The 25,056-nt window shown below is 60.1% G+C and carries 25 protein-coding genes and 3 tRNA genes; 19 read left to right on the forward strand and 9 right to left on the reverse strand.

All coding sequences use genetic code 11. The features are described 5' to 3' along the window. Nucleotides 1-19: 19 nt before the first annotated feature. Nucleotides 20-334, reverse strand: a complete 315-nt coding sequence (locus RN347_RS05545; RefSeq protein WP_252107233.1) for a high-potential iron-sulfur protein — start codon at nucleotides 332-334, stop codon at nucleotides 20-22. A 273-nt stretch (nucleotides 335-607) separates the two neighbouring features. Between RN347_RS05545 and RN347_RS05550 the strand changes: the two genes are divergently transcribed. Both RN347_RS05550 and RN347_RS05555 read left to right on the forward strand, forming a co-directional pair. After that, nucleotides 608-883, forward strand: coding sequence for an Lrp/AsnC family transcriptional regulator (locus RN347_RS05550; RefSeq protein ID WP_252107234.1), 276 nt, complete (start codon nucleotides 608-610; stop codon nucleotides 881-883). 100 nt (nucleotides 884-983) lie between these two features. Beyond that, nucleotides 984-1,847: a DNA/RNA non-specific endonuclease gene (locus tag RN347_RS05555; protein WP_311960475.1), complete on the forward strand. Its 864-nt coding sequence runs from the start codon at nucleotides 984-986 to the stop codon at nucleotides 1,845-1,847. On the opposite strand, the gene RN347_RS05560 is transcribed toward RN347_RS05555, so the two are convergent. The 6 genes from RN347_RS05560 to RN347_RS05585 all read right to left on the reverse strand — a co-directional run bounded on the left by RN347_RS05560 (nucleotide 1,841) and on the right by RN347_RS05585 (nucleotide 7,039). After that, nucleotides 1,841-2,758: a LysR substrate-binding domain-containing protein gene (locus RN347_RS05560; RefSeq protein ID WP_311960476.1), complete on the reverse strand. Its 918-nt coding sequence runs from the start codon at nucleotides 2,756-2,758 to the stop codon at nucleotides 1,841-1,843. The two genes, RN347_RS05555 and RN347_RS05560, sit on opposite strands and share 7 nt — an antisense overlap. Nucleotides 2,759-2,848: 90 nt before the next feature. Continuing rightward, nucleotides 2,849-4,873: a CocE/NonD family hydrolase gene (locus RN347_RS05565; protein WP_311960477.1), complete on the reverse strand. Its 2,025-nt coding sequence runs from the start codon at nucleotides 4,871-4,873 to the stop codon at nucleotides 2,849-2,851. Then, entirely contained in the window at nucleotides 4,870-6,420 is a 1,551-nt protein-coding gene (locus RN347_RS05570) for a BCCT family transporter (protein WP_311960478.1), read from the reverse strand. The genes RN347_RS05565 and RN347_RS05570 overlap by 4 nt, the downstream gene beginning before the upstream one ends. A 274-nt stretch (nucleotides 6,421-6,694) precedes the next feature. Then, nucleotides 6,695-6,781, reverse strand: a tRNA-Leu gene (locus tag RN347_RS05575). Between the two features lie 22 nt (nucleotides 6,782-6,803). Then, nucleotides 6,804-6,890, reverse strand: a tRNA-Leu gene (locus RN347_RS05580). Between the two features lie 62 nt (nucleotides 6,891-6,952). After that, nucleotides 6,953-7,039 (reverse strand) — tRNA-Leu (locus RN347_RS05585). A gap of 257 nt (nucleotides 7,040-7,296) precedes the next feature. Here RN347_RS05585 and rnr point away from each other — a divergent pair. The 9 genes from rnr (at nucleotide 7,297) to RN347_RS05630 (ending at nucleotide 15,476) form a co-directional block, all read left to right on the forward strand. Continuing rightward, nucleotides 7,297-9,807, forward strand: coding sequence for a ribonuclease R (gene rnr, locus RN347_RS05590; RefSeq protein ID WP_311960479.1), 2,511 nt, complete (start codon nucleotides 7,297-7,299; stop codon nucleotides 9,805-9,807). Nucleotides 9,808-9,809: 2 nt separating this feature from the next. Continuing rightward, a complete protein-coding gene (gene rlmB, locus RN347_RS05595; protein WP_263584572.1) occupies nucleotides 9,810-10,622 on the forward strand; it encodes a 23S rRNA (guanosine(2251)-2'-O)-methyltransferase RlmB in 813 nt (270 codons plus the stop codon). Nucleotides 10,623-10,851: 229 nt separating this feature from the next. After that, nucleotides 10,852-11,259, forward strand: a complete 408-nt coding sequence (rpsF, locus tag RN347_RS05600) for a 30S ribosomal protein S6 (protein ID WP_263584571.1) — start codon at nucleotides 10,852-10,854, stop codon at nucleotides 11,257-11,259. A 34-nt stretch (nucleotides 11,260-11,293) separates the two neighbouring features. Then, complete coding sequence (gene rpsR, locus RN347_RS05605; protein ID WP_009097135.1) at nucleotides 11,294-11,521, forward strand: 30S ribosomal protein S18; 228 nt, start codon at nucleotides 11,294-11,296, stop codon at nucleotides 11,519-11,521. A gap of 12 nt (nucleotides 11,522-11,533) precedes the next feature. Further along, on the forward strand, nucleotides 11,534-12,385 hold the full coding sequence (locus RN347_RS05610; protein ID WP_263584570.1) for a hypothetical protein: 852 nt from the start codon (nucleotides 11,534-11,536) through the stop codon (nucleotides 12,383-12,385). Between the two features lie 15 nt (nucleotides 12,386-12,400). Further along, a complete protein-coding gene (rplI, locus tag RN347_RS05615) occupies nucleotides 12,401-12,847 on the forward strand; it encodes a 50S ribosomal protein L9 (protein ID WP_263584569.1) in 447 nt (148 codons plus the stop codon). Between the two features lie 310 nt (nucleotides 12,848-13,157). Further along, complete coding sequence (dnaB, locus tag RN347_RS05620) at nucleotides 13,158-14,543, forward strand: replicative DNA helicase (RefSeq protein WP_311960480.1); 1,386 nt, start codon at nucleotides 13,158-13,160, stop codon at nucleotides 14,541-14,543. Nucleotides 14,544-14,696: 153 nt separating this feature from the next. Next, nucleotides 14,697-14,993 (forward strand): hypothetical protein, encoded by a 297-nt coding sequence (locus tag RN347_RS05625; RefSeq protein ID WP_252107667.1) that lies wholly within the window; start codon nucleotides 14,697-14,699, stop codon nucleotides 14,991-14,993. Between the two features lie 180 nt (nucleotides 14,994-15,173). After that, entirely contained in the window at nucleotides 15,174-15,476 is a 303-nt protein-coding gene (locus tag RN347_RS05630) for a DUF6482 family protein (protein WP_263584567.1), read from the forward strand. Between the two features lie 15 nt (nucleotides 15,477-15,491). On the opposite strand, the gene RN347_RS05635 is transcribed toward RN347_RS05630, so the two are convergent. Beyond that, the gene (locus RN347_RS05635) at nucleotides 15,492-15,899 is read right to left on the reverse strand and encodes a thiol-disulfide oxidoreductase DCC family protein (protein ID WP_263584566.1); all 408 of its coding nucleotides are present in this window, start codon (nucleotides 15,897-15,899) and stop codon (nucleotides 15,492-15,494) included. A gap of 1 nt (nucleotide 15,900) precedes the next feature. Beyond that, nucleotides 15,901-17,472: a cryptochrome/photolyase family protein gene (locus RN347_RS05640; RefSeq protein ID WP_311960481.1), complete on the reverse strand. Its 1,572-nt coding sequence runs from the start codon at nucleotides 17,470-17,472 to the stop codon at nucleotides 15,901-15,903. Between the two features lie 103 nt (nucleotides 17,473-17,575). Here RN347_RS05640 and hemH point away from each other — a divergent pair, with 103 nt between their 5' ends. The 8 genes from hemH to mnhG all read left to right on the forward strand — a co-directional run bounded on the left by hemH (nucleotide 17,576) and on the right by mnhG (nucleotide 24,725). Further along, nucleotides 17,576-18,658, forward strand: a complete 1,083-nt coding sequence (gene hemH / locus RN347_RS05645; RefSeq protein WP_263584564.1) for a ferrochelatase — start codon at nucleotides 17,576-17,578, stop codon at nucleotides 18,656-18,658. A 206-nt stretch (nucleotides 18,659-18,864) separates the two neighbouring features. Continuing rightward, on the forward strand, nucleotides 18,865-21,201 hold the full coding sequence (locus RN347_RS05650) for a putative monovalent cation/H+ antiporter subunit A (RefSeq protein ID WP_311960482.1): 2,337 nt from the start codon (nucleotides 18,865-18,867) through the stop codon (nucleotides 21,199-21,201). After that, the gene (locus RN347_RS05655; RefSeq protein WP_263584562.1) at nucleotides 21,194-21,625 is read left to right on the forward strand and encodes a Na+/H+ antiporter subunit B; all 432 of its coding nucleotides are present in this window, start codon (nucleotides 21,194-21,196) and stop codon (nucleotides 21,623-21,625) included. The genes RN347_RS05650 and RN347_RS05655 overlap by 8 nt, the downstream gene beginning before the upstream one ends. 18 nt (nucleotides 21,626-21,643) lie before the next feature. Beyond that, nucleotides 21,644-21,991, forward strand: a complete 348-nt coding sequence (locus RN347_RS05660; protein WP_263584561.1) for a Na+/H+ antiporter subunit C — start codon at nucleotides 21,644-21,646, stop codon at nucleotides 21,989-21,991. Beyond that, nucleotides 21,988-23,589, forward strand: a complete 1,602-nt coding sequence (locus RN347_RS05665) for a Na+/H+ antiporter subunit D (protein ID WP_311960483.1) — start codon at nucleotides 21,988-21,990, stop codon at nucleotides 23,587-23,589. The genes RN347_RS05660 and RN347_RS05665 overlap by 4 nt, the downstream gene beginning before the upstream one ends. Beyond that, nucleotides 23,586-24,059, forward strand: coding sequence for a Na+/H+ antiporter subunit E (locus RN347_RS05670; RefSeq protein WP_263584559.1), 474 nt, complete (start codon nucleotides 23,586-23,588; stop codon nucleotides 24,057-24,059). The genes RN347_RS05665 and RN347_RS05670 overlap by 4 nt, the downstream gene beginning before the upstream one ends. Beyond that, on the forward strand, nucleotides 24,059-24,328 hold the full coding sequence (locus RN347_RS05675) for a cation:proton antiporter (protein ID WP_263584558.1): 270 nt from the start codon (nucleotides 24,059-24,061) through the stop codon (nucleotides 24,326-24,328). Before RN347_RS05670 ends, RN347_RS05675 begins: the two co-directional genes overlap by 1 nt. Beyond that, nucleotides 24,321-24,725, forward strand: coding sequence for a monovalent cation/H(+) antiporter subunit G (gene mnhG / locus RN347_RS05680; protein ID WP_263584557.1), 405 nt, complete (start codon nucleotides 24,321-24,323; stop codon nucleotides 24,723-24,725). Before RN347_RS05675 ends, mnhG begins: the two co-directional genes overlap by 8 nt. Nucleotides 24,726-25,056: the final 331 nt, after the last annotated feature.

Raw genomic sequence — 25,056 nt, forward strand, 5'->3', positions numbered from 1 at the left:
AAGGGGGTAGGGCCTGGCCTTACCCCTTCGAAGTCCAGGACTGGCACCAGCCGTTCGGGGCGACGCTGTTTTCCGGGAAAAGCTGGCAGCCTTCGTTGGACTCGGTGAAGAACATGCAGTTGGAGCAGAGCTCGCCTTCGCTAAAGGCGGGGTGGTCGCTGGCGCTTTGCGCCTCTTCCACGTAGTTGAGTGCCTGGGCGGCGGGGGCGCTCGGGTCGAGCCGGGGCAGCGACTGAGCGAACGCGGTTTTCGATAAAACGCCGGCGCCCAGCGGTAGGGCAGCCAGGCCCAGTACACTGTTGCGCATGAACGTGCGGCGGCTTTGATCGGCCATGGTATCTCCTGATCTTGCAAACGAAGCGCCCGTCATCCGGGCGAGCTGTCACGAGTAGGTAGCGGGCGAGGCGCTCGAGCGCTCTAAGTATCGCCTCATGATAAAACATTCACCGACCAGGCATCTTAACCCATGAGGACAGGTGCCTCTAATGGGTTTTGGGCTGCGCGGCAATAGACCGCGTCAATCGCGGCGTTTGGCCCGCCGAGTGGGGCTGGTATACTCGCAGGCTTGAAGACGCAGACTTTCATTACGTTGACCTACGAGGGCGCCATGCAAAACGCTGTCATTTTGATTAATACCGAAAAGGGCCAGGTAAAAGGCGTGGCCGAGCGGTTGGCGGAGGTCGAGGGTATCAGTGAGGTGTACTCGACCTGTGGGCGCTACGATCTGGTCGCCATCGCTCGCACTCGGGATTTCGAAAGCCTTGCCGAGCTCGTCACCGAGCGCTTGAACGCGGTGGAAGGCATCAGCGACACCGAAACGCTGAACGCCATGCAGGTGCACTCGCGCCACGATCTGGAAACCATGTTTTCGCTGGGCTGGTAACCGCACCGCGTAGACAACTGGATAACGACAGAACTGAATAATTAAAGAACCATCAGCGTCGCGCGGGCAGCGGCTACAAGGGAACGTGGGGAGAGAGTCGTTGGGTAAATCGCTTGTGCGCTGGCGTCGTCAGGGGCGGCGCTTTGGCATTGCGCTGCTGTTCGTGGTGGTGGGAGGCGGGCTTTGGGAGTATCAGGAGCGCCACGCGCTGCAAAACGTCGTCTGGATGGGCGCGCCGACCTGGGACGAGCTTGGCTTCACCAACTTTCATCGCGTGCTGCGAAACGATGGCTTCGTCGTTGGCTGGTCGGACGTACGCGTCAACCCGCTCTGGGTCAGCTACCAGGTCGCCGCGGTCGCCGACGATACCCGCATTGGCTCGCGGCCAGGCTTTCGCCCGGACTGGCGAACGCTTTGGCCAATCGGCACCGACAGCTACTCCGGCAGCGGCTATGACCGCGGCCACATGGCACCCAACTACGCGATCGCCGCGGTTCATGGCCGAAGCGCCCAGCTCGATACCTTCCTGATGAGCAACATGAGCCCTCAGAAGCCCAACCTGAACCGCCAGCTCTGGCAGCGCCTGGAGGAGTCGGTGATGGATCACTTCGCCCCGCGCTTTGACGTCCTGCAAGTGATTACCGGCCCCATCTTTCCCGAGCGCTTTACAGACAACGTCATGAACCGTGTGGGTCTGGTCGAGGTGCCTGAGGCGTTTTACAAGATCATCGTCGCCCCCCACGCCGACGCGCCGCTGGCGCTGGCCTTCATCATGCCCCAGGACGTGCGCGGCAACGAGCCGCTCGCGGACTACCTGGTCACCATCGATGACGTAGAGGCGCGCACCGGGCTTAATTTCTTCCCGCGGCTGTCGCCAGCGGTGGAATCGGTACTGGAAGGCGAGGTCAACACCCAGGGCTGGGCGCTCGAGGATGTTTCGAAACGTCCGGGCCGTTTTCAGTGATCAATGGGTTCGCCGCTGAGCGCCCACTTCTTGAACGCTTTCATCGGCTCGGTCATGTGGCGGTGCTGTGGGGTGAATAGCGATAGCTTCCCACGGCTTGGCAGGCGGTGCTCGAGTGCCGGGACCAGGTTGCCTTGGCGAATTTCCGCCTCCAGCAGGCGCATCCAGCCGAGCGTGACGCCTTGGCCTGCCAAGGTCGCGTTCATCAAAAGCTGAAAACTGTTGGCGCGAAGCGTGTGGGTCGGTGCCTGCCAGGGAAGTCCAAGCTCGGTGAACCAGTGCTGCCATGTGAGCCAGTCGTTGTAGTGATCCTCCACTACCATCAGCGTGTGTTCGGTCAGTAGCGTTTGAGGGGTAATACGTTTGCCGTAGCGATCCAGATAAATCGGACTGCACACGGCAGCCACGTCTTCATCGGAAAAGATGGGGTGGGCGGTGAGCCCCGGCGGGTCTACTTCAAGCGGTACATGATAGTAAATCCCCAGATCGAATTCGCTCAGATCCAGCCGATGCGGATCTTCGACGGTAAGAATGCGGATTTCGATATGCGGGTGGGCGCGTTGAAAGGCCGGTAGCTGGCGAGCTAGCCAGATCGAGGCGATGGTTGGGCTGGATGCGAGCGTGAGTTGGCGGCTATCGGCGCGCCGCCGAAGACGGGCTGTTTCATCGCCCAGATCTCGCAAAAGCCGCTGGACCACGCGGAAGTAGCGCTCGCCGCTGGGCGTCAGGCGAAGACCCTCGACGTGGCGCTCGAAAAGTGGTCTCCCCAGGTCGTCCTCTAGCCGTTTGATCTGACGGCTGACCGCACTTTGAGAAAGGTGGAGCTCGTGTCCGGCTTGGGTAAAGCTGCAGTAGCGGGCCGCGGCCTCGAAAGCTCTCAGGCACGATAGGGGGGGGAGGGCATCACGCATGAAGAAACTCATTGGCTGGTTCGCTTGATGCAAGCCAGCATATCACTGCCGGACGGCCGCTGCCGTCCGGCGCCGAACGAGAAAGGCAGTTTATATGGCCGTTCTCGGGATGTCGCGCTGCCAGGCGTTGTCGCTGACGAGCGTTTCATCCTCGAAAGCACGCTGCTGGGCGGTGAGGTAGAAGGTGCTTTCGTCGCAGTTGAGCTGGTAGCGGCTGATCACCGAGACGGCGAAGCGCCCCTCGCCTTGACGGCGCGTCGCGCGGTAGACCCATTCGATCTCGGCGCGCGTGCGGGTCGCATCAAATGGGTGGCTGGTGTAGACCTCTCTGGCGAACTGCTCGACTTCGAGTCCGTGGTCGAGAAACTCAATGTTGCCCATGTCATCCTCGACGGTAACGGTGACTTCGCCACTACCCACGTCTTCACTGATGGTGCGCCTTGGCTCGCCCGCCCTATGCGTCTTGATAGCGCAAGGCGTGGCGCTTTCCGGCGATTCAAAGGGCGTGTCGACGTAGGGCGCCGTCGACACCGGAAGCGATAGCGTCGGTGTGCCGGCCAGCAAGGTGAGATCGGCGCGTTTTTGCGGTGACCACACCAGCGGAAAGCTCGCGCTCGAAAGCGCCAGGCGCAGGTGGTGTCCCTTTGGCAGCCGGTAGCCGATCAGGTCCATTGCCAATGTAATCGTCATCGGCTCACCCGGCACGGGTGGACTGAGCGCGCCCAGGTCGTCGCGCAGGTTCAGGTTTAGCGTCGCGTAAGTGATCAGCGCGCTTTCGCCACTCGGGGCGACGTCGCACAGGCGCGCGTGGAACTGACCACACGCCTGGCTGCTCGTCAGCGTCACGTTCACGCTGGGCTGGCCCAGAAGATCAAGGCCCGCATCGTAGGGCGCGGAGTCGAAGGTGAGCGATAGCCCATCATCGCGGCGCTGATCCGGCGGAAAGTCGGCGCCGAACCAGAGCGGTATATACTCGCCTTGAAAGCTACCCGCGGTCAGCGGCGAAGCGATTCGCTGGTCCCGGTAAAGCTCGCCTTTCTCGCCCAGCCCCTGCTCGGTGAGATATAGCGTGCGGGTGTCGATATCGCATTGAGCGGCGGGCCAGCGGTCGGTGTGCACCCACTGCCCCGGACGCTCGGCGTACTTGGGCGCCGGGGGCAGGCCATCCTGCAGGTAAAACGTGCAGGCGGGTTCACTCATGATGCCGGTATCGATATCCTTGAGCCAGTAGTCCCACCAGCGAAGCGCTTCCTGGAGAAAGCCAATCGCCGGCTCCGGCAGCGCAAAGTGGGGGTACTTGTGCATCCAGGGCCCCAGTAGCGCTTTTTTCGGACAGTTCAGATGCTCCATCATGCGGGGGATGGTATTGACGTAGGAGTCGCCCCAGCCGCTGATCATGTACACCGCCGCGTCAATGTCGGCGTAGTTTTCGTTGATGGAGCCGTGCTTCCAGTAGTCGTCGCGGTACTGATGATCGAGCCACTTCTCGGCCAGTAGTGGCATGTTCTCAAGCCGAGAGCGCCACAGGTCGCGCCAACGCTCGCCCACCAGCAGCGGGTCGGGCGGTGCGGCGGAGAAGCTGAGCATGGTCGCCGCCCATCCCAGGTTTTCCAGCAGCATGTTGCCGCCCTTGTAGTGAATGTCATCGGCGTAGCGATCATCGGTGGAGCAAAGTGTAATGATTGCCTTGAGCGGTGACGGCCGCAGCGCGGCCACCTGTAGGCCGTTGAAGCCGCCCCAGGAGATGCCCATCATGCCCAGAGTGCCATCGCACCAGGGCTGCGCGGCGATCCACGTGATCACTTCCAGCGCGTCAGCCTGCTCCTGAGGAGCGTACTCATCCTCCATCAGACCGTCGGATTCACCGTTGCCCCGCATGTCCACGCGCACGCTGGCATAGCCGTGACCGGCGAAATAAGGGTGAGTCAGCTCATCGCGAATCGCGGTCCCATCACGTTTGCGATAGGGAAGGTACTCTAGAATCGCGGGAACGGGGTTTGACTCGGCGTTATCCGGTAGCCAGATACGCGCAGCCAAGCGGGTGCCGTCTGCCAGCGGTATCCATACGTTTTCCAGTTCGCGAACGCGGTGGGGAAAATTCTGCTTGATATTCATGAAGCACGCTTATGGCTGGTGGATTGCGAAGGATGGGTAAGAGACTCCGGGTGCTTGAGCCAGACCCAGAGCGAGCCAGTCGCGACCAGTACGATTGCCAGTGCCGGCAGCCCGCCGAGATTGGACAGCATTTTCACCCCGTCGATACCAATGAAGCTCACCATGACCCAAGCGACGAGGCCGACGATCACGCCCCAAACCACTTTCATGGTTAGCCCCGCGTTCAGATCGGAATCCGCGGTCAGCCCACGAGTACACAGGTTGCCGATGGCATCGGTCTGAGAGTCGGCGGCGGTCACGTAAGATATAAATGCGATGAATAGCAGTACCGGGATCAAGAACGTCGACAAGGGCAGCTCCCGGAACAGGGTATAAAGCACATTCTCGACCCCTTGATCGTTGAGCACTGCGTAAAGACCTATGTCCGTGTGGGCCTGGTAGTAAAGCGCGGTGCCCGAGAAAATGACGATCCATACGCAAGCGAACAGCGCCGGATAAAGCAGGTTGATGCGCAGAAACTCGCGTACGGTGTAGCCACGGGAGATCTTGCCCAGGAACAGCGCCGCCACCGGCGCCCAGGCAAACCATACGGCCCAATAGAAAATCGACCACCACTGCGGCCACTGGTCGTCGCCCGCCGTGCCTGTAAAGAGGCTTTTGGTCATGAAGTTATCGAGAAATACACCGAAGGATTCGACACCGAGTCCCAGGCTGAAGATGGTGGGGCCAACGACGAATGAAAATATACCCAGTGCCAACAGCAACAGGGCGTTGAGACTGGAAAGTCGCGCGATTCCCTTTTGTAAACCGCTCGCCGCCGACAGCACGAAGGTCGTCACGATGATGGCGACGACGACCCCGAGACGCAGCGGCGTGGTTTCGCCCCCCAGATACTGGTTGACGCCGCCGGTCAGCGTCAGCGCGCCGGTACCCAGCGAAGAGGCCATGCCGGCGACCAGCGCATAGAGTGAAATGGCGTCGATCAATCCGGAGTAACGCTTGATGCGCGGGCCGAACATCGGCTCGAGCATGCTTGAAATCGAAAAGCGCAGGCGTAGGTTGTAGAAGGACAGCGCGAAGATCAACGCCGGCACTGCGTAGATCGCGTAGGGCGTGAAGCTCCAGTGAAGAAACATGGTCGACATGGAGAAGATCATGGCCTCACTCGACCCGGCTTCAAGCGCGCTGGACGATGGCGGGCTCATGAAGTGATAGAGTGGCTCGGCGGTGGTCCAGAACAGCACACCGACCGCAAGCGTTGTACACAGCGTGATCGAAAACCAGCGAAACGGCGACAGTAGTGGTGTGGCCGAGGCGCCGCCAATGCGAATACGCCCGATAGGTGAGAAATAGACGATAACGGCCATGCCCAGTAGATACAGGCTGCCCAGACTGAAAAGCCAGGAAAAGTTTTCCAGAATGGCGTCGTTGAGATGGCCCGCAGCGGCGAGAAAGGCCTCCATATCGACATAACTTGCGATGACGGCGCCGAGAAGAATGAAGAATGTTGGCCAGAATACCAAGGGGCGTAACGACTGGTGCGACATAGCGCTCTCCTGTTATTTTATAATCCATGCGTCGGATGCATGGAAAACAGGCTAACGCGTTATCATTTACCAAACGAAGCGCTGGTTAGGAATAGGGGTATGCGCTGAATGCATGACCAGAACTGAAAGCGCTAGGGTGTTGCAATGGATTGAAACCTTGGGATACGAGTAGTAAATACCAGAGTGCTTCAGGGAGTCGAAGAATCAACGAAGCTTGAGAAATGCATAAAATAGGTGATCATGAAGCATGATAATGATGCGGACGACACCTTGATGGTGCCCAGGAGAGGACTTGAACCTCCACGTCCATACGGACACTAGCACCTGAAGCTAGCGCGTCTACCAATTCCGCCACCTGGGCGCATCATATGCTCGTATTCGATTGGTGCCCGGGAGAGGACTTGAACCTCCACGACCATACAGTCACTAGCACCTGAAGCTAGCGCGTCTACCAATTCCGCCACCCGGGCGAATACGAACCGCTTGTTTTACACCGCTCAATATCGTGAAAAGGGGATAACACGATGTCGATTGGTGCCCAGAAGAGGACTTGAACCTCCACGTCCATACGGACACTAGCACCTGAAGCTAGCGCGTCTACCAATTCCGCCATCTGGGCAAGTGGCGCGTATGATACCAGGCCCAAACCTAAATGCAAGTGTTCAGGCGCATTTTTGAATCAAAAATCGATCGAATGCGAGCGCGGACGGTTGGGTGATTGAAGCGGCGGCGCTATACTGCACCGATGACCAAAGACACCATGACTATTTTTGGCGCGTTTTGCCTAGTCAAAGCGCCTGCCTCCTTATCGAAGGCGTGCTTTCGCACGGCCTTTTTTTCCTGCCTTTCGCACACGCCATCAGGGACGACGAACGCATGAAGTACTGGACGTTAAGTGATGACCCGCACGCTGAGCGTGAGGCGCACAAATACGACAACCCCGCGCCCAGCCGTGAGTATCTGCTGGCCGCGCTAGAAAGCTACGGCAAGCCAATCACTCACGAAAACATGAGCCGGATGCTGGGCATCGAGGACGAGGATCATCTCGAAGCCGTGCGCCGGCGCATGGCGGCCATGGAGCGCGACGGCCAGGTGCTGCGCGACCGCCGCGGCGCCTACGCGCTGATCGACAAGCTCGATTTGATCAAGGGCAAGGTGCAGGGCCACCGCGACGGCTTCGGCTTCTTGCTGCGCGACGACGGCAAAAAGCCGGATATCGTGCTGCCCGCGCGCCAGATGCGCCGCGTCTTCCACGGCGATCACGTGCTGGTGCGCGTCAGCGGGCGCGACCGGCGCGGGCGCGACGAGGGCACCATCGCCGAGGTGATCGGGCGCAACACCCAAACCCTGGTGGGCGTTTATCGCAGCAATACGCCGGAGTTCGGCATTCTGATCCCGGAAAACCCGCGTATCACCCAGGAAGTGTTGATTCCGCATACCGCCAGCGAAGGTGCGAAGGATGGCCAGGTGATCTCGGCCCGCATCACTCAGCAGCCCGCGACCCGCGTGCAGCCGATGGGCGAGGTGATCGAGGTGCTGGGCGAGCGCATGGACCCGGGCATGGAAATCGACATCGCCATTCGCAGCTACGAGATTCCCGCCGAGTTTCCGCCGGAAGTGCTCGACCAGATCAGCGGTATTTCCGCCGAAGTACTGGAAGAGGACAAGAATCACCGGGTGGATCTGCGCGACATGCCGCTGGTCACCATCGACGATGAGTCCGCCAAGGATTTCGACGACGCGGTGTATGCCTGGAAGACCAAGTCCGGCAGCTGGAAGCTGATCGTTGCGATCGCCGACGTGTCCCACTACGTGCGTCCGGGCACTGCGCTCGACGACGAGGCGCGCACCCGCGGCAACTCGGTCTATTTCCCCGGCCAGGTCGTCCCCATGCTGCCGGAGCTTCTCTCCAACGGGCTCTGCTCGCTGAACCCGCACGTCGACCGCCTCGTAATGGTCTGCGAGATGAACATCTCCAAAACCGGTGCGATTAGCCGCTACTCGTTCTACGAGGCGGTGATGAACTCCCACGCGCGACTGACCTACAACAAGGTCGCCGCGATGCTGGAGCCGGAAAGTGAGCAGGGACAAAAGCTTCGCGAAGAGCACAAGGAGCTCGTCAAGCCGATCGAAGACCTGCACGCGCTCTACAAGCTTCTGCGCGAGGCGCGCGAGGAGCGCGGGGCGATCGACTTCGATACGACCGAAACCGCGATCGTGTTCAACGAAGAGCGCAAGATCCAGGAGATCGTGCCTAGAAGTCGCAACGACGCGCACAAGATGATCGAAGAGTGCATGCTGGCGGCGAACGTGGCGACCGCACGCTTTCTGGACAAACACGACCTGCCGGCGCTTTACCGCATCCACGAGCGCCCGACGCCGGAGCGTCTGGACAAGCTGCGTCTGTTTTTGAGCGAGCTGGGTCTGTCCGTTGGCGGCGGCGACGAGCCCACGCCCCAGGACTATCAGGCGCTCAGGGAAGCGATCAGCGACCGCCCGGATGCGGACATCATCCAAACGGTCATGCTGCGCTCGATGAACCAGGCGGTCTATTCGCCGCAAAACGAAGGTCACTTCGGCTTGGCCTACCAGGCCTATGCCCACTTCACCTCGCCGATTCGCCGCTATCCGGATTTGCTCGTGCACCGCGCGATTCGCTCGGTGATTCGCGGGCCGCGCCAGACCAATACCGTGGTGCGCGTCGAGGGTGCGCCGGTCGAGCCGCCGAGTAAGTGGTGCCCCTACACCTTCGAGCAGATGGTCGAGCTTGGCGAGCACTGCTCGATGACCGAGCGCCGCGCCGACGAAGCGACCCGCGACGTCGAAAGCTGGCTCAAGTGCGAGTTCATGTCCGATAAGCTCGGCGAAACGTTTGAGGGCACCATCGCCTCGGTCACGCAGTTCGGTCTGTTCGTGCGCCTGGACACCTTCTTCGTCGAAGGCCTCGTGCATGTGACCTCGCTACCCTCGGACTACTACCATTACGAGGCCGAGAAGCATCGCTTGAAGGGCGAGCGTACCGGCACCACCTACCGCCTGGGCGATGGCCTGACGGTACAGGTGGCACGAGTCGACATGGACGATCGCAAGATCGACTTTGAGCTCGGCGACGAAAAGCCGCGTCCGCGCCGCCAGCCGCGCAAGCGCCCCGGTGGCGGTGATGCGTCCGAGAAGCCGCGCCGCTCGCCGTCCAAGCGCGGCGGTGGCAAGGCAGCGGAAGGTAAGACCGCGGAAGCAAAGGCCGAGCCTAAAAGCGGTGAGCGCTCGCAAGCCCCTTCGAGTAACGCCGATGCCAAGCCTGAACCGGTGGGCGAGACCACGGCCACGAAAAGCGGCCCGCAGCGCAGTCGCCGCGCCCCTAAAAAACCACCGCTAAATAAGGGATAAGGATGAAGTCATCGTCCAGGCGCGGTACGCGCGGCGGCCAGCGCAGCGCGCCGCCGGTGCCAGTGCCGGAAGGCCTCGACCAGGTGTACGGTGTTCACGCCCTCGAAAGTCTGCTGGAGCGGGGCGAGGCGCCTCGCGAGCTTTGGATTCAGCAGGGCGCGGGCAAGCGCTTGAACCTTTTGATCGAGCGCGCCCGTACCCAGGGCGCTCGACTCAAGGAGCAGCCGCGAGAGCTTCTCGACCAGCTCACTGCCGGCGCCGCCCATCAGGGCGTGGTGGCGTTTTGCGCGCCGCTGACGGCGGAAGGGGAGGAGTCGCTCTGGCTCAAGCTGCGCGCCTGGAATCAGGCCGCGCCACCGCTTCTGCTCGTGCTCGATGGCGTGACTGACGTGCACAACTTCGGCGCGTGCCTGCGTAGCGCCGATGCCGCTGGCGCCCACGGCGTGATCGTGGCGAAAGACAACGCCGCACCGCTGAACGCCACGGTACGCAAGGTTGCCTGCGGTGCGGCGGAGGTCGTGCCGGTCTATCAGGTCACCAATCTTTCCCGCACGCTTGAAAAGCTCAAGGAGTTCAACGTCTGGATCACCGGCACCGCCGGGGAGGCCGACGCTTCGCTTTATGAGCTCGACTTCAAGGGCCCCACGGCGCTGGTTATGGGCGCCGAAGGCAAGGGCATGCGAAGGCTGACTCGCGAAGGCTGCGATCATCTGGCGAAACTGCCCATGGCCGGCCAGGTGTCCAGCCTGAACGTCTCGGTCGCCGCAGGGATTTGTCTGTTCGAGGCGGTTCGCCAGCGCCAGCTTGCAAGTTGACCTCAACGCTTCTAAAATGCGCTCGCCCGTTTATTCGTTGCGGGCGCCTTGAGGGTTTTGCCCTCACACCAATGAAAGTTCTGCTTGATGCCCAGGCGACTAATCGGCGCTTCATCGTGGCCCCCACGATATTAGAAGCGCGTTGGCGAAAGGCATTCAGTTAACTCCTTGCTTCCCTGCCAAGCCCGAGCGGCGCGCACCGGAAGCTGTCAAACCGCAAGGAGATTCCATGCGTCATTATGAAATCGTGTTTATGGTCCACCCGGATCAGAGCGAGCAAGTGCCGGCTATGGTCGAGCGCTACACCAGCATCGTGACCGAAAATTCGGGCACCGTGCATCGCCTTGAAGATTGGGGCCGTCGTCACCTGGCTTACCCGATCAACAAGATCCACAAGGCTCACTACGTGCTGATGAACGTCGAGTGCACCGGTGAAACTCTGGAAGAGATCGAAAACATCTTCCGTTTCAACGATGCCATCATCCGTAGCCTCGTGGTCCGCTGCAAGGAAGCGGTCACCGAAGCCTCGCCGATGATGAAGCCGGCAGAAGAGAAGCGTCCGCGTCGCGAAGACAAGCCGCGCAACGATTCTGACGTCGATGCCGACTCCGAAGCAGAAACCGAAGAAACTGCCTAAGTTTATTCACCGCACGTATTAAAGGAGCTACTCCATGGCACGTTTTTTCCGTCGCCGTAAGTTTTGCCGCTTCACCGCTGAAGGCGTCAAGCAGATCGACTACAAGGATCTGGACACGCTGAAGGCTTACATCACCGAAACCGGCAAGATCGTTCCAAGCCGTATCACCGGTACTAAAGCACGCTACCAGCGCCAGCTGGCGACCGCGATCAAGCGTTCGCGCTACCTGGCACTACTGCCCTATTCCGATAGCCACCAGTAAGCACTTGACGTGATGCTGGCACTAGCACGATGGCTGATGCAAAAAACGCCCTACGCCGTTGGCGTGGCGTCGCTTGCAACGCTGGTGCCCTGGCTTTTTTGGTTGGGAGCCGCCATTGCCGCCTTGGTGACACTGCGTCGCGGGTTCGCCCCGGCGCTGCCGGTGATTCTCGCCGCCGCCATCCCCGCCGGTTTTTGGTGGGTGCAGGGCGACGTGATTCCGCTGGCAAGTGTGTTGCTGGTCACGCTCATGGCCGTCATTCTGCGCGAGCGGATGCGTTGGAGCGAAGCGCTGATCGTCGGCACGCTGGCGTCGGCCTTCATGATCCAGCTCGGGATTTTCAGCCTGCCCGGTGGGTCGGAGCTGATGCTCGAGCAGCTCAGGCAGAGCTCGGTAGAGGTGGACAACATGCTCACCGAGTTCGCCCGCCAGGGCTACGACACCGAGGCGCTGGCCGCGCTGGTCGTCGGTGGGGTCACCGGTCTGATCGTGCTGCTGGCATCGATCGCCTGTCTGGCCCTGGGGCGCAGCTGGCAGGCCGGGCTCTATAACCCGGGCGGCTTTCGTGAAGAGTTTCACGCGCTGCGCTTGAGCCCTAAAGAGTTCGCGCTGTTGGCGATTCTTGGCGTGGTGGGGCTTTTGCTGGGCGGCGAGGCGCTTTTGATCGTTGGCTGGGTGCCGCTGTTGGTGGCTGGCATTGCGTTAGTGCACGGATTTATTGGACTAAAGGGGATGAACGGGCTGTGGCTGGCGGTATTTTATGTGCTGCTGATCACAACCTTGCCCACGATTCTCATTGTGCTGCTGTTGGGGCTGATTGATACTTTCGCGAACGTTCGCGCACGCCTTACCCGCAGCAATTGACTAGAGGTTTACGAGATGGAAGTCATTCTGCTCGACAAGATTGGTAAGCTGGGCGGCCTGGGTGACAAGGTCACTGTGAAGCCCGGTTACGGTCGTAACTACCTGGTACCGTACGGCCTGGCCGTACCGGCGACCAAAGAGAACGTTGAAGCGTTCGAAGCGCAGCGTGCCGAGCTCGAAGCTCAAGCCGCCGAGCGTAAATCAGAAGCCGAAGCGCGCGCCGAGCAGCTCAACGACATCGAACTGTCGCTGGTCTCCAAAGCGGGCGACGAAGGCAAGCTGTTTGGCTCGATCGGTCCGCGCGATCTGGCCGATGCGATCTCCTCTGCCGGCATCGAAGTGGCCAAGAGCGAAGTTCGCATGCCCGAGGGCCCGATTCGTCAAACCGGCGAATACGACATTGCCCTGCACCTGCATGCCGAAGTGGATGCAACCGTACGCGTAGTGGTGGTTGCAGAGTAATCCCGACGGATGCTTTGCCACCTCCGGTGACGCCGAAAAGGGCGCGGGTTATCCCGCGCCCTTTGTTTTTGAATAACGTTTTTGATTCATGTTTTTGACTCGTATTGAGCCTCGTGTTTGTGCCGCTTAAGGCACGCAAGGGAGTCGATTTTGCAAGGCCTTGCCTTGCAAAATCGTTTTCAGCACCGCCGGGCGTAAACGCCCAGGCGGGCTCATGAGTCACATGGGGCCACGTATCAGTGGCTCCGCGTAGTACGATTGCACGCGTAGTACGATTGCCCGCGTAAGACGCTATTGAAAGGAGCCCGGGATGGATGAGTCCCCAGCGGATCAGGAAACGGCGGCGCTGAAGCTTCCGCCGCACTCGCTCGAGGCCGAGCAGTCGGTGCTTGGCGGGCTGATGCTCGACAATCAGGCCTGGGACAACGTCGCCGAGCGCCTGGCCGCGGATGACTTCTACCGCTACGAGCACCGGCTGGTGTTCAACGTCATGATTCATCTGGCCGAGTCTGGCCAGCCACTGGACGTGGTGACGCTCTCCGAGGCGCTGGAAGCGCGCGACCAGCTCGACAGCGTTGGCGGGCTCGGGTTTCTGGCCGAGCTTGCGCGCAACACGCCGTCAGCGAGCAATATTCGCGCCTACGCCGATATCGTGCGCGAGCGGGCGACGCTCAGAAAGCTGATTCGCGCGGCCAACCAGATCGCCGATGGCGCTTTTTCGCCCCAGGGCCGGCCCGCCGACGAGCTGTTGAACGAAGCCGAGCGGCTGGTATTTCAGATTGCCGAGGAGCGCCCCAAGACCGGCGGTCCGATCGGCATGAGCGAGCTTTTGACCAAGGCCGTCGACCGTATCGACGAGCTCTTCAACATGAAAGGCGAGATGACCGGGCTCTCATCCGGGTTTCGTGATCTCGACGAGATGACCTCGGGCTGGCAGCCTTCGGACCTTGTGATCATCGCCGGGCGCCCGTCGATGGGCAAGACCACCTTCGCCATGAACCTGGTCGAGCACGCGGTGATCTCGAGCGACAAGCCGGTGATTGTGTTCTCCATGGAGATGCCCGCGGAGTCGCTGATGCTCAGGATGCTGTCGTCGCTTGGGCGCATCGATCAGACCCGCGTGCGCTCGGGGCAGCTCGAGGACGAAGACTGGCCGCGGCTGACCTCGGCGGTGAATCTTCTAAAGGACAAGCAGCTTTTCATCGATGACACTGCCGCGCTTTCGCCCAACGAGATGCGCTCGCGGATTCGCCGCGTCGTGCGCGAACACGGCAACATGGCGCTGATCATGATCGATTACCTTCAGCTGATGCAGATCCCCGGCTTTTCGGAAAATCGCACCGGCGAGATCTCCGAAATCTCGCGCTCGCTCAAGGGATTGGCAAAAGAGTTCGGCTGCCCGGTGGTCGCGCTTTCCCAGCTCAACCGCTCGCTGGAGCAGCGACCCAACAAGCGCCCGGTGATGTCGGATCTGCGTGAGTCCGGCGCCATCGAGCAGGACGCCGACGTCATCGCCTTCGTCTACCGCGACGAGGTCTACAATCCGGACAACCCTGATAATCAGGGGCTCGCCGAGCTGATCATCGGCAAGCAGCGTAACGGTCCGATCGGTACGGTCCATATGGCGTTCATCGGCAAATATACCCGCTTCGAGGATCTGGCCCCGGACAGCTACGGCCAGGCCTTCGGCGAATGACTTGAGCCGCGGGGCGCAGCCCGTATAATGCCGCCCCTTTAAAGTGAAAACCGACTTTGTAAAGTGACGTCGGCGTGGCCAGCACGACCGAGAACATTCATTGATCCCGGTGTGGCCACGTTCGATCAAACGTTCAATCGACAGGAGCAGCGCATGGCTGGTGGTGGTTTTAAGCGAGGCAACAAGAAGCGTCTTCCCAAGCTCGAAGGCCGGGGTGAACTCGAATCGCTCGAGCGCGAAGGGCCGTTCAAGGAGTGGCTGGGCATGCCGGATCTTTACCGCTACCACCTGGTGGTCAACGGCGAGGCCTTTAGCTATCAAACCGAAGACGGCGAGCTGCCCGTGGAAATCGGCGACAAGGTGGTATTTCGCTACAAGGAGACCAAGGGCGGCAACTGGATCGACCGCAACTCTCTGGGCAAGGCGATCGACCCCTCCCAGTATCAGTAGGCCGGCCCTGGGGCTCTTCAGCAAGCCAGGTTCCTGATAAAACACTCTTTTGTTACGTTAGCGCTCGAGCGCCTTAGTGAAGCGGCACGATTTGCGCTACTGTTATCCTGATAGGGTAATAAAAATGTCATGGGGAAGCGTCAGGCTGTGCCCCATGACCACTAATAACAGGAGAGATTCATGGATTTGAACGAACTGAAAACCTTTGTCGAAGGCTCCAGCAATTTCGAAATACGGGTGATTACCCACTCGGGCAGCCGTTTTTATCAGGTCGAGCTCGAGGATGTCGAGGGCAGCCGCCATATGCTGACCCAACGGGGCAAGCCGATGCTGTTTCGCTCGCTCGACGACGTCTATCTCGAACTCAAGCGGGCCGACATCCACCGCGCGTATCTGGTCCAGCACGTGCCCCACGACGAGATGATCGGCCGCGACGCGCACTACAGCGAACCCTTGACCTCGCGCATGCCGCTCGTTTTCTAACGCGGCGCTGGTCTTTCACCGCGAGCGCGTCTTACGTCTTTCAACCCACCGCCCCAGCCGTACACGGTAGCGGGCAAACAAACGGTAGCCTGCATTCATCACTCCGCGCAGGCCCGGTAGGCAGGAAACCCACACCATCCGCCGGTAGCCCAGCACCGCATACAGGGCCCGGCTTGCCTCCATGCCGATGTACCACTTCCCGTTTTGATCCCTGACGTGCAGTTTCCCCATCAGATCCTCGAAAGGGCGCCCCAGGGCGACGGCGTCGAACGTGCTGGCCTGAATGTCCACCAGTTCGATACGCGCTCGGCGCGGGTGCTTTTCAAGCCAGGCCACCTCCTTCAAGCAAAACGGGCAGTGGCCGTCGTAGTAGAGCGTCACCGGGGCGCGGGCGTCGAGGCTTTCAAAGCGTTGGCTGTTCACGTTAATGGCTCTTATATCCCTGGGTGTGATGTTTTTGACCGTAGCCCTGGCGGGTCGAGAGCTTGCGCAGAAAGCTTTCGGCCTGCTGGCGAATCGCATCGCGCTTGTCGTCGCCCATTTTATTGAGAGAACCGTAAATCAGCTTCATGCGCGGGTTCTGGCTCAGGCGCTTCGCGTTTTGCTCGAGAAAGTGCCAATAGAGACTATTGAATGGGCAGGCGTGGGTGCCGGTCACCTGTTTGGGCGAGTAGCGGCAGTTGGCGCAGTGATCCGACATGCGGTCAATATACTTGCCCGACGCGCAGTAGGGTTTGGAGCCCATCAGGCCGCCGTCGGCGTGCAACACCATACCAAGCGTATTGGGAAGCTCCACCCATTCGCTGGCATCGGCGTAAACCGCCAGGTACCAGTCACACAGCGCCTCCGGTTTGACCCCGCACAGAAGCGCGAAGTTGCCCGTCACCATTAGCCGCTGAATGTGGTGGGCATAGGCGTTGTCGATGGTCATTTGAATGGCGCGGTTCATGCAGCGCATATCCGTTTGCGCATCCCAGTAGAAATCCGGCAGCTCGCGGCGAAAGTTGAGCCGGTTCTCGCGCTTGTAGCCTGGCATCTGCGTCCAGTAGAGCCCGCGCACGTACTCTCGCCAGCCCAGTATCTGGCGGATGAATCCCTCCACGGCGTTGATCGGCGCCTCACCCTCGGCGTAGCTTTTTTCAGCGGCCTTGCACACTTCCAAAGGCGACAGCAGGCCGATGTTCATGGCCGCAGAGAGCCGTGAGTGGTAGAGCAGCGGATCACTGTCGCTGATCGCATCCTGATAGCGGCCGAAATCCGGCAGCGCTTCAGCGATGAAGTGTTTGAGATCCGCCAGTGCCTGGCGGCGCGTGACCGGCAGGTTGAAGTTATCGATGCTGCCCATGTGATCACCGAAGTGACGCTCGGCGTCGGCAAGCGCCGCCTGGGTGATCTCATCCTGGCGGTGATGGGGCAGGGTGGGAAAGCTTTTCTGCCCCTTCAACGGCTCGCGGTTGTCGTGATCGAAATTCCACTGGCCCCCGGCGGGCTCGCCGTCTTTCATCAAAAGCCCGGTGCGTTTTCGCTGCTCGCGGTAGAAGTACTCCATGCGCGGCTGCTTGCGCCCGCGGATCCACTCGGCGAATTCGTCCGGCGTGGTGAAAAAGCGCGTGTCCTCACCGAGAAGCCAGGGAATCTTAGCGTTCTGGCGATCCTGCATCGCCTCCCAAAGACGCCACTCGCCGGGGCGCGTGGCGTGGATCTCGTTGCAGCCGTGAGCGCGCGCGAGCCGCTCGGCTTCCTCGAGCAGCGAGTGGGTATTCTGCTCATCGTCGAGATGGCTGTAGGCGACTTGAAAGCCTTTCTCCTCGAGCGCTTTGGCGAAGTGGCGCATCGCCGCCAGAAACAGGCCGATCTTATGGATATGATGGGGGACGTAGCGCGCTTCTTCCTTGACCTCGCAAAGCGCCACGACGGCGTTTTCCGGGGCGTTTTGCAATAGCGGAAGCGATAGCGACAGCTGGTCGCCAAGGACCAGCAGCATCGGCTTGGACATAAATTGATCCATAGTTATACGAATAGTGTTCATAGTATAACTTCATGCCGCGACTTTGCTGAAAAGTGATAAGCTTTGGCGACTCAATCTGCAGGAGATGGCCATGAGCGACACCGTTTCGAAAGATGCACCCGGCGAAGGACGCTTGACCCACGCGCCGGCCTCGCACCCGCCGGTGGCCCGTAAGCGGGTCGGCGTAGTGCTGGCCAACCTGGGGACGCCGGACAATACCGACTACTGGTCCATGCGGCGCTATCTCAATGAGTTTCTCTCGGACAAGCGGGTCGTGGACTACGCTGACTGGAAGTGGCAGCCGCTTTTACAAACCATCATCCTGACCAAACGGCCGTTCTCGTCGGGCAAGGCGTATAAAAGCATCTGGAACACCGAGCGTGACGAAAGCCCGCTTCGCACCATCACCCGCGCCCAGACCGAGAAAGTCACTGACCGCTTGAAAGCGCTGTTCGGCGATGACGTGGAAGTGGATTACTGCATGCGCTACGGTAACCCCTCCACGTCCAGCGTGCTCGAGCGGATGCAGCAAAAGGGCTGCGAGCGGATCGTCTTTTTTCCGCTCTACCCGCAGTACGGCTCGCCCACCACGGCGACCGCCAACGACCAGGCGTTTCGCAGCCTGATGAAGATGAAGTGGCAGCCGGCGATTCGCACCGTGCCGGCCTATTTCGACCACCCGAGCTACTTGAGGGCGCTGGCCAACTCCGTCGAGGAGGCTTACGCCGGGTTCGAGACGCGCCCCAGCAAGCTGGTCGCAAGCTATCACGGCGTGCCCGAGCGCTATCTGCTCGAAGGCGACCCCTACCACTGCCACTGCCAGAAAACCACGCGGCTTCTGCGCGAGACCCTGGGGTTCGATGCAAGCGATATCGATACCGCCTTTCAATCCCAGTTCGGTCCGGAGAAGTGGGTCGGGCCTGCGACCGTCGATCACGTGGCAGAACTCGCCCGGCAAGGACACACCCATATCGCCGTGATGTCGCCGGCGTTCTCGGCAGACTGCGTCGAAACGCTGGAGGAGATTCAGGAGGAGATTCGCGAAAGCTTCCTCCACGCCGGTGGTGAAACCTTTAGCTATATCCCGTGTTTGAACGACCGCGAGGATCACATGGAGGCGCTGGTCGAGATTATCAAAAACGAGCTGGGTGGCTGGCTTTCAACGCGTGAGTAACGAAATAATGTGAATGATTTCAATCGCTAAAATAGCAGGCTAAGTAAAATAGCGGTCCTGTTCGCAGGCGGGTTTTGTGGAAACGGCGCCGCGGCTGCTATAAGGTGAGGCATACTCAATCACAGTTATTCAACGCAGTGAACATGGATGTGTCGCCGCGTCGAGCCCATTATTTGGGCGGTTATCAGTCAGGGAGATCGTGTCAGATGCAGCTCGCCATCCTGTTGGGTTTTCTACTAGCGGCCTCGGCGCCGTTGATCAATCGCTGGTTCGGTGAGCAGGCGAGTTTCATACTGGCGCTATTTCCCGCCACTATCGCCGCCTGGCTTCTGAGCCAGGCCGGTACCGTGGTGGCCGGCGAGCCCTTGCTGCTCGAATGGGCCTGGGTTCCCTCCCTTGGCATTAGTCTTAGCTTCATGATCGACGGGCTATCGCTGCTTTTTGGCCTCTTGATCACCATCATCGGCACCTTCGTACTGGTCTATGCCGGGGGCTATTTGAGAGGCAGCCCGGATATCGCCCGCTTTCACGTCGCCATGCTCGGCTTCATGATGTCGATGCTTGGGTTGGTCATGGCCGACGGGCTTTTGACGCTGTTCGTGTTTTGGGAGCTCACCAGCGTTACTTCGTATCTGCTCATCGGCTTCAACCATACCGATCTAAAAGCGCGTAACTCCGCCCGCCAGGGGTTGTTCGTTACCGTGGCCGGCGGACTTGCGCTAATGGGGGGGCTGGTGCTGCTGGGCATCACAAGCGGTAGTTGGTCGTTTTCCGAGGTGTTGGCCGGGGGCGAGGACCTTCGCGAGCATCCGCTCTACACACCGATGGTGATCTGCCTGCTGCTCGGCGCTTTCACCAAGTCGGCGCAGTTTCCGTTTCACTTCTGGCTCCCCAACGCCATGGCCGCACCGTCACCGGTGTCGGCCTACCTGCACTCCGCCACCATGGTCAAGGCGGGCATCTACCTGATGGCCAGGCTACAGCCAGAGCTGGGCGGCACCGAGCTTTGGGTCTGGACACTGTCGCTGGTGGGCGCGACCACCATGTTCACCGGCGCCTTTTTGGCTATTCATCACACCAATATCAAAAAGCTTCTTGCGTACTCCACCATCATGGCGCTGGGCACCTTGACCATGCTGCTGGGCATCGGCAGTGACTACGCCATGACCGCCTTCGTTACCTTCATGCTGGCCCACTCGCTCTACAAGGGGGCGCTGTTCATGGTGGCGGGCATTCTCGATCACGAAACCGGTACCCAGGACGTGACCGAAATGGGCGGGCTGCGCCGGGTCATGCCGGTCACCGCGGTCATCGCTTTCGTCACGGCGCTGTCGCTTTCCGGCGTGCCGCCGCTGTTTGGCTTCATCGGCAAGGAGCTAATGCTCGAGGCGGTACTCGGCGCCGAGGGTTTCCAGGCGGTGCTATTGGGGCTTGCCTTCGCCTCGGCGATTCTGACGATTGCGGTGGCGGCCATCGTGGCCATACGCCCGTTTTTTGGCAAGCGCCGGCAAACGCCCACCGAGGCTCACGAGGCGCCGTTCAGCATGCTCGTGGGCCCCGGACTTCTGGCGTTCGGCTCGCTGTTTTTTGGTCTGGCGCCGGCGTTTTTCGGCATCGATGCGCTACTCACGGCGGCGGCCAGCGCCATCGTGGGCCAGACGCTGGAGGTAACGCTGTCGCTCTGGTACGGCGTCAACGCCGCGCTGATTTTATCAATTGTGAGTCTGGCGCTCGGATTTTTACTCTTCAAACGCTGGGACAGCGTGCGCAGCAAGCTCTCCGTGCTGGCGCCGATCCAGCGCCACGGGCCGGAAGCGGGCTACGATAGGGCCCTGAATGCCATTGTGCGCGTCGCAGAGTGGCAAACCCGGCTTTTGCAAAACGGCTACATGCGTAACTACATTCTCGTCATGCTGGTGGTACTCATCGCGCTGGCGGGCTATTCGCTTTTGGTGCGCCACGCGCCGGTGTTGCGTTTGGAGCTCGATGCGCGTTTTCACGAGATCATCGTGGTCACCACCATGGCGATGGGGGCGCTGTTCGCTACCATCTCACGCTCGCGATTGGGGGCGGTGGTGTCAGTGGGCATCATGGGGTTTTCGATCGCGCTGATCTTCATTCTCTTTAGCGCGCCGGATTTGGGCATCACCCAGCTGTTGGTCGAAACACTGACGGTCATTTTGCTCGTTTTGGTGCTGTTTCGTCTGCCGCGTTTTTCCAATCTCTCCACTAGCCTCGAGCGCTTTCGCGACGGCGTCGTCGCCGCGGCCATGGGCGTTTTGATCTTTTTGCTGGTGATGACGGCCTGGAGTATCGACCAGTTCGAACCGATTTCCGCCTACATGGTGGAAAACAGCGCGCCGCTGGCGTTTGGGCGCAACATCGTCAACGTCATTCTGGTTGATTACCGGGCGCTGGATACGTTGGGCGAAATGTTCGTGCTGGCGCTGGCCGCGATCGGCGTGATCGCCATGCTCAAGTTCAACCACGCCGCCGCCAGTGCAAAGCGCAAGGACGCGCCAAGGGAGCCTTACGATGGTTAAATCCGGCACGATCATCCTCAATACCGCGGCGCGCTTTTTGATGCCACTGCAGCTGATGTTCTCGGTGTTCTTGCTGCTGCGCGGCCACGACGAGCCCGGTGGTGGCTTCATCGCCGGGCTCGTGGCGGCGGGCGGCTTTACGCTTTATCTTTTCGCCTTCGGGGTCAGCGCCACGCGCGAAGTGCTGCGCATGCTCGACCCGCGAGACCTGATCGGCATTGGACTTCTGCTCGGCATGATCTCGGTGGTGCCCGCCTGGTTCATGGATCAGCCCTTTTTGACCGCCCAGTGGTGGACCATTCCGGTGATCGAGTTCAAGGCGTCGACCCCCTTGATCTTCGATATCGGCGTGTATCTGGCGGTGCTGGGCTCGGTGATCGGTATGGTCATGGCGCTGATGGAGGTGGACAAGGATGAACCCTAAAGGACAGGGAGGTTACCCATGGAGCCGATAATGGCCCTGGCGATCGGGCTTTTGTACGCCACCGCCATTTTCATGATGCTTAGACGCTCGATCGTCAAGCTCGTCATCGGTTTGCTGCTGCTTTCCAATGCCGCAAATCTTTTGATCTTCACCGCGGCCGGGATGACCCGCGGTGCGCCGCCGCTGATTCCCGAGGGCATGTCCCAGCCGCTTGGCGAAGTGGCCGACCCGCTGCCTCAGGCGGTAGTGTTGACCGCCATCGTCATTGCGTTTGGCGTGCTGGCCTTCGCCGTGGTGCTGATCCGCCGCGCCTATGAGATCGTCAAGGCAGACGATCTGGACAAGATGAAGGATACCGATACGTGAGGCCCGAAGTCGCTCTGCCCGTTCTGCTGCCGCTGCTCTGTGGGGCGCTTTCGCTGCTGTTCTGGCGCTCGCGGCCGATGCAGCGCTTTTTGGCCGTGGCCGGTAACGCCGCGCTTTTGCTCGTCAGCCTGTGGCTGTTCGTGTCCGTACTGGAAGATGGCTACGTCACCATTCAGATGGGCAGCTGGCCGGCGCCGTTTGGCATTACATTGATTGCGGATATGCTGAGCGCGGTCATGATCCTCATGACCGGACTCATCGGTTTGGCTATGGGAATCTACTCGCTGGCCGCCACCGGCCACGGCCACGAGAAGTTCGGCTACTACCCGCTTATGCACCTGCTGCTGGCAGGGGTGGCCGGGGCGTTTCTGACCGGCGATATCTTCAATCTGTATGTCTGGTTCGAGGTCATGCTGGTGGCCTCTTTCGCGCTGTTGATTCTGGGCGGCGAACGCGCGCAGATGGAAGGGGCGATCAAGTACGTCACCCTTAACCTGTTGGCGTCGGTAATTTTCCTCACCGCGATCGGGCTTTTATACGGCAGCGTCGGCACGCTCAACATGGCGGATATCGCCGTACGTATGGAGCAGATGGAGCACACCGGCATGGTCGAGGTGCTGGCGGTGATGTTCATGGTTGCTTTCGGCATCAAGGCCGCCGCGTTTCCGCTCTTTTTCTGGCTGCCCGCCTCTTACCATACGCCGCCGGTAGCGGTCTCGGCGCTGTTTGCCGGCCTTCTGACCAAGGTGGGGGTGTATTCGCTTTTCCGCGTGTTCACGCTGATTTTCGATCAAACCATGGGGTATCTGCAGGATATCCTGATGTGGGGCGCGGTGTTCACCATGGTGACCGGCGTACTCGGCGCGGCGGCGCAGTACGAGTTTCGCCGTATTCTGTCGTTTCATATCGTCAGCCAGATCGGCTACATGATTCTGGGGTTGGCGATCTTCACTCCGCTGGCGATTGCCGGCGGGGTGTTGGCGATCGTGCATAACATCGTGGTGAAGACGAATCTCTTTTTGATCAGCGGTATTACCCATCGGCTGCAGGGCACCTATCAGCTCAAGAAGATGGGCGGTCTTTATCGCCAGTCGCCGGGGCTTGCCATCGCGTTTTTCGTCTCGGCGTTTTCGCTGGCCGGAGTGCCGCCGCTGTCCGGGTTTTTCGCCAAGTTCGTGCTCATTCGCGCGGGTTTCGAGGCCGAGGCCTACGTGGCCACGGGCATTGCGCTGGCGGTCGGGCTGATGACGCTCTACTCGATGGTGAAAATCTGGAACGAGGTGTTCTGGAAGGCGCTGCCCGAGGACAATCGGGTGCCCGAAGCGCCTACACCGGTGGGCGATGACGGGCGCCTCTTGAAGCCAGGTCTGTGGCTGATGTATCTGCCCGTGGTGGCGCTGGCGGCGGTGACCCTTTTGATTGGCGTGTTCGCCGAGCCGATCATGCGCGTAATGACGCTGATTGGCGAGCAGCTTTTCAACCCGGCGGGCTACGTAGAAGCAGTGCTGGGAAGTCCTGACGGCGCCGAGGCGAGCATCAATGAGCCGCTGGAGTCTGACGCCGAGCCTTCCGGCACCCTCGGGGAGGAGCTGCCATGACCGGTGCTATCTGGAACCTGCTGCTGGGTCTTGCCTGGGTGCTATTGAGCGGCGATTTTACCGGGCTGAACCTGTTGGTGGGGATGATCTTTGGCTATATCGCGCTGGTACTGATCGAGCACCAGGTGGACGCGCTCAAGGGCTACCCGGCGCGCATTCCGCGTATCCTTCGCTTTCTTGGCTTTTTCATCAAGGAGCTGATTCAGGCGAATCTCCGCGTTGCTTTCGACATCCTGACGCCGCCCTGGCACATGAAACCCGGCGTCATCGCCATGCCGCTGTCGGCGCGTACCGAAATGGAGATCACACTGGTGGCCAATCTGATCTCGCTGACGCCGGGGACGCTGAGTCTGGACGTCTCTGACGATCGCCGGGTGCTCTACATTCACGCCATGTTTCTGGATGACGAGGACGAGCTGCGGCGCAACCTCAAGGAAATGGAGCATCGCGCACTGGAGCTGTTTCGCTAATGAGTACCGTCATTTTAATTTGCCAGATCATCATGGGCCTGGCGCTGATGCTGACGTTCGTGCGGGTGGTGAGAGGCCCAAGCCTTCCCGACCGCGTGGTGGCGCTGGAGCTTTTTTCCACCACCGTCGTCGGGCTCGTCGGGGTGTACGCCGTGCAGTCGGGTGTCGCCAGCTTTCTGGACGCTGCCATCGTCATCGCACTGATGGGGTTTCTGGCCGCGATCGGCTTTGCCCGGTTTTTGGAACGAGGAGGGCCGCGGGATGATTGAGTTCATCAAGGGGGCGCTACTGCTCAGCGGCTCGCTGTTCATTTTGCTGGCCGCCATTGGCCTTTTGCGCCTGCCGGATTTGCTGACGCGCATGCACGCTACCACCAAGGCCGCCGCGCTTGGCGTCATACTGATCATGCTGGCCTCGGCCATGCACTTTGCCGAGGTGGGCGTGGTAGCGCGCTCCTTTGCCATCATCCTGTTCATTCTCATGACCGCGCCGGTCGCAGCTCACGTCATTGGGCGGGCAGGGTACTTCGTTGGGTCCAGACTTTGGAGCGGTACGGTCAAGGATGAGTTAAAGCCCAATTACGACCCGCTGACTCACGAGCTCAAAAGCGGCCTTGAAACCGAAGAGAACGCCAAACGACCGGCAAAGAGTGGGGATTCCGAGTAGTCAGGGTCAACCATCAAAAATTGTACCACTCGATTTTTAACGGTTTTAAAACAGTATTTTAATAACCTATGTTATTAAATAAGCCGCCTTCAACAGGGCGGCTTTTTTGTTTATAGCTGAAATGGCTTGCAAAAAAGGTGGTTGTTTAATGTACAATAATTGTATTGTATAAGATAATCTGTTCAGTAATTACGCTGTAAACGTTTTGAAACCCGTTACTGCTGCGCCCTGGAGTTGGTGAAAAGCCTACGAGGACCGCGTTCTATACTCGCGTTCATATCGTATCGAGGATGGACGCACAGCTGATGTGGAGCGCTAAAGCGGTTACTCC

This window comes from Halomonas sp. PAMB 3264 (genome assembly GCF_031954245.1).
In the GTDB taxonomy this organism is placed as follows: Bacteria; Pseudomonadota; Gammaproteobacteria; order Pseudomonadales; family Halomonadaceae; genus Vreelandella.

What these genes read in the sequence shown, in the direction of transcription:
- RN347_RS05545 (WP_252107233.1), bottom strand. Translation starts at nt 334, where the DNA reads ATGGCCGATCAAAGCCGCCGCACGTTCATGCGCAACAGTGTACTGGGC.
- RN347_RS05550 (WP_252107234.1), top strand. Translation starts at nt 608, where the DNA reads ATGCAAAACGCTGTCATTTTGATTAATACCGAAAAGGGCCAGGTAAAA.
- RN347_RS05560 (WP_311960476.1), bottom strand. Translation starts at nt 2,758, where the DNA reads ATGCGTGATGCCCTCCCCCCCCTATCGTGCCTGAGAGCTTTCGAGGCC.
- RN347_RS05565 (WP_311960477.1), bottom strand. Translation starts at nt 4,873, where the DNA reads ATGAATATCAAGCAGAATTTTCCCCACCGCGTTCGCGAACTGGAAAAC.
- RN347_RS05570 (WP_311960478.1), bottom strand. Translation starts at nt 6,420, where the DNA reads ATGTCGCACCAGTCGTTACGCCCCTTGGTATTCTGGCCAACATTCTTC.
- rnr (WP_311960479.1), top strand. Translation starts at nt 7,297, where the DNA reads ATGAAGTACTGGACGTTAAGTGATGACCCGCACGCTGAGCGTGAGGCG.
- rlmB (WP_263584572.1), top strand. Translation starts at nt 9,810, where the DNA reads ATGAAGTCATCGTCCAGGCGCGGTACGCGCGGCGGCCAGCGCAGCGCG.
- rpsF (WP_263584571.1), top strand. Translation starts at nt 10,852, where the DNA reads ATGCGTCATTATGAAATCGTGTTTATGGTCCACCCGGATCAGAGCGAG.
- rpsR (WP_009097135.1), top strand. Translation starts at nt 11,294, where the DNA reads ATGGCACGTTTTTTCCGTCGCCGTAAGTTTTGCCGCTTCACCGCTGAA.
- RN347_RS05610 (WP_263584570.1), top strand. Translation starts at nt 11,534, where the DNA reads ATGCTGGCACTAGCACGATGGCTGATGCAAAAAACGCCCTACGCCGTT.
- rplI (WP_263584569.1), top strand. Translation starts at nt 12,401, where the DNA reads ATGGAAGTCATTCTGCTCGACAAGATTGGTAAGCTGGGCGGCCTGGGT.
- dnaB (WP_311960480.1), top strand. Translation starts at nt 13,158, where the DNA reads ATGGATGAGTCCCCAGCGGATCAGGAAACGGCGGCGCTGAAGCTTCCG.
- RN347_RS05625 (WP_252107667.1), top strand. Translation starts at nt 14,697, where the DNA reads ATGGCTGGTGGTGGTTTTAAGCGAGGCAACAAGAAGCGTCTTCCCAAG.
- RN347_RS05630 (WP_263584567.1), top strand. Translation starts at nt 15,174, where the DNA reads ATGGATTTGAACGAACTGAAAACCTTTGTCGAAGGCTCCAGCAATTTC.
- RN347_RS05640 (WP_311960481.1), bottom strand. Translation starts at nt 17,472, where the DNA reads ATGTCCAAGCCGATGCTGCTGGTCCTTGGCGACCAGCTGTCGCTATCG.
- hemH (WP_263584564.1), top strand. Translation starts at nt 17,576, where the DNA reads ATGAGCGACACCGTTTCGAAAGATGCACCCGGCGAAGGACGCTTGACC.
- RN347_RS05650 (WP_311960482.1), top strand. Translation starts at nt 18,865, where the DNA reads ATGCAGCTCGCCATCCTGTTGGGTTTTCTACTAGCGGCCTCGGCGCCG.
- RN347_RS05655 (WP_263584562.1), top strand. Translation starts at nt 21,194, where the DNA reads ATGGTTAAATCCGGCACGATCATCCTCAATACCGCGGCGCGCTTTTTG.
- RN347_RS05660 (WP_263584561.1), top strand. Translation starts at nt 21,644, where the DNA reads ATGGAGCCGATAATGGCCCTGGCGATCGGGCTTTTGTACGCCACCGCC.
- RN347_RS05670 (WP_263584559.1), top strand. Translation starts at nt 23,586, where the DNA reads ATGACCGGTGCTATCTGGAACCTGCTGCTGGGTCTTGCCTGGGTGCTA.
- RN347_RS05675 (WP_263584558.1), top strand. Translation starts at nt 24,059, where the DNA reads ATGAGTACCGTCATTTTAATTTGCCAGATCATCATGGGCCTGGCGCTG.
- mnhG (WP_263584557.1), top strand. Translation starts at nt 24,321, where the DNA reads ATGATTGAGTTCATCAAGGGGGCGCTACTGCTCAGCGGCTCGCTGTTC.